General features: G+C 59.0%; 2 protein-coding genes. Both read left to right on the top strand.

Going from position 1 to position 2,454, the window contains the following annotated elements; translation table 11 throughout:
- The first annotated feature begins 150 nt into the window (after positions 1–150).
- The gene (locus KGB27_RS31280; protein ID WP_008024413.1) at positions 151–1,734 is read left to right on the top strand and encodes a peptide chain release factor 3; all 1,584 of its coding nucleotides are present in this window, start codon (positions 151–153) and stop codon (positions 1,732–1,734) included.
- 351 nt (positions 1,735–2,085) lie between these two features.
- Positions 2,086–2,331: a hypothetical protein gene (locus KGB27_RS31275; protein ID WP_223450655.1), complete on the top strand. Its 246-nt coding sequence runs from the start codon at positions 2,086–2,088 to the stop codon at positions 2,329–2,331.
- The last annotated feature ends 123 nt before the right edge of the window (positions 2,332–2,454 follow it).

The following is a 2,454-nucleotide window of genomic DNA, read 5'->3' as shown; positions in this document are numbered from 1 at the left end:
GGGCCGAGAGATCACCGCAAGGCGTACGGCCCCAATCGCCGGCAAGCCGGCTCCTACAAAAGTCCGCGCGTCCGGGCGGGCGGTGGTCCGTGGCGGTCGGTTTGCGCTATACTCGCCGCCCTTTTTTGAATCACCGCCAGGCGATTTCCCATGACCAAACAGGCCGCCGAAGTCGCGAAACGCCGCACTTTCGCCATTATTTCCCACCCCGATGCCGGTAAAACCACCATCACCGAGAAGCTCTTGCTGATGGGCAAGGCGATTGCGGTTGCCGGCACGGTGAAGTCTCGCAAGTCCGACCGCCATGCCACCTCCGACTGGATGGAAATGGAAAAGCAGCGGGGTATCTCGATTACCACGTCGGTCATGCAGTTCCCGTATCGCGATCACATGATCAACCTGCTCGACACCCCGGGCCACGAAGACTTCTCCGAAGATACCTACCGCACCCTGACGGCGGTGGACTCGGCATTGATGGTCCTCGACGGCGGTAAGGGTGTCGAGCCACGGACCATCGCGTTGATGGACGTTTGCCGTCTGCGTGACACGCCGATCGTCAGCTTCATCAACAAACTCGACCGTGACATCCGCGACCCGATCGAACTGCTCGACGAAATCGAAGCGGTCCTGAAGATCAAGGCTGCGCCGATCACCTGGCCGATTGGTTGCTACCGCGATTTCAAAGGCGTTTATCACCTCGCCGACGACTACATCATCGTGTACACCGCCGGTCACGGCCACGAGCGCACCGATGTGAAAATCATCGAAAAGCTCGACTCCGATGAAGCCCGCGCGCACTTGGGCGACGAGTACGATCGCTTCGTTGATCAACTGGAGTTGGTGCAGGGCGCCTGCCACGAATTCAACCAGCAGGAATTCCTCGACGGCCAACTGACCCCGGTGTTCTTCGGTACCGCACTGGGCAACTTCGGTGTCGATCACGTGCTCGACGCCGTGGTCAACTGGGCACCGAAACCGCTGGCCCGTGTCGCCAACGAGCGCACCGTGGAGCCGGTCGAAGAGAAGTTCAGCGGCTTCGTGTTCAAGATCCAGGCGAACATGGACCCGAAACACCGCGACCGTATCGCCTTCATGCGCATTTGCTCCGGCAAGTACGAAAAAGGCATGAAGATGCGCCACGTGCGCACCGGCAAGGACGTGCGGATCGGCGATGCCCTGACGTTCTTCTCCTCCGAGCGTGAGCAACTGGAAGAAGCGTTTGCCGGCGACATCATCGGCCTGCACAACCACGGCACCATCCAGATCGGCGACACCTTCACCGAAGGCGAAGTCCTGGGCTTCACCGGTATCCCGCACTTCGCCCCGGAACTGTTCCGTCGCGTGCGTCTGCGTGATCCGCTGAAATCCAAGCAACTGCGCCAAGGCTTGCAGCAATTGGCCGAAGAAGGCGCGACCCAGGTGTTCTTCCCTGAGCGCAGCAACGACATCATCCTCGGCGCCGTCGGTGTGCTGCAGTTCGACGTGGTCGCCAGCCGCTTGAAAGAGGAATACAAGGTTGAGTGCTCCTACGAGCCGATCACCGTGTACTCCGCGCGCTGGATCGATTGCGACGATAAGAAGAAGTTCGAGGAGTTCCGGGTCAAGGCCGTGGAAAACCTCGCGGTCGATGGCGGTGGTCACCTGACCTACCTGGCGCCGACCCGCGTCAACCTGGCGTTGATGGAAGAGCGCTGGCCGGACGTGAAATTCCGTGCGACGCGTGAGCACCACTAAGCGCTGAGCTGCAAAACCAAAAGCCCCGGTTGCGAAAGCACCGGGGTTTTTTAATGCCCGACACAAATCCCCCCCTGTAGGAGCCAGCTTGCTGGCGATGGACCAGAGAACGCCGCGTTAATCCTGACAGCGCGCGTTATCGTTAACGACCATCGCCAGCAAGCTGGCTCCTACAGAAAAGCATCGTGTTAGCGGGTTTGGTTATAGGCCATATTCACAACCAATCTCTAAAGCCAGCGCATTCCGTCTCTTCGTTAGCGTCCTATCTGGAGAACCCGGCTGATCGGAACTAGATTTCAAAGAGCGCCAGACAGGTACAGATGTTTCACCTGCAAAAGGATGGAATCGACTATGAACAGGTTGCTACGCGTTGTGCTGCTGTTGAAGGTTTTGCTGATGCTGGCCCTCGGCAGTTCGGCGGTCTGGGCCGAGTGTGAGGATCACGAAAGCCAGGCGTCGAGTGGGCAGGTGACGCACACCGGCATGATGATCGCCAAGTCCGAATCAGAGCCCGGTGATCAGGGGCAGGGCGGCAGTGCGGACGATGATGATACGACCACCGACGAGCCGGACAGTGATGAGGAAGAAGGGGCCTGAGTAGCAGGCAAAATAAAACCCCTTCGACCCGATTGACGCGCAATCGAACCAGAAGAGGTTTTTGAACAGAACACCTATCCCTTGTAGGAGCGAGCCTGCTCGCGATGGAGTATCAGTAACAGC

It is taken from the genome of Pseudomonas sp. BF-R-01 (assembly GCF_019946615.1).
Classification (GTDB): Bacteria; Pseudomonadota; Gammaproteobacteria; order Pseudomonadales; family Pseudomonadaceae; genus Aquipseudomonas; species Aquipseudomonas migulae.
The sequence above is the reverse complement of the archived record's forward strand: the minus strand, read 5'-3'. Positions and strand labels throughout refer to the sequence as shown.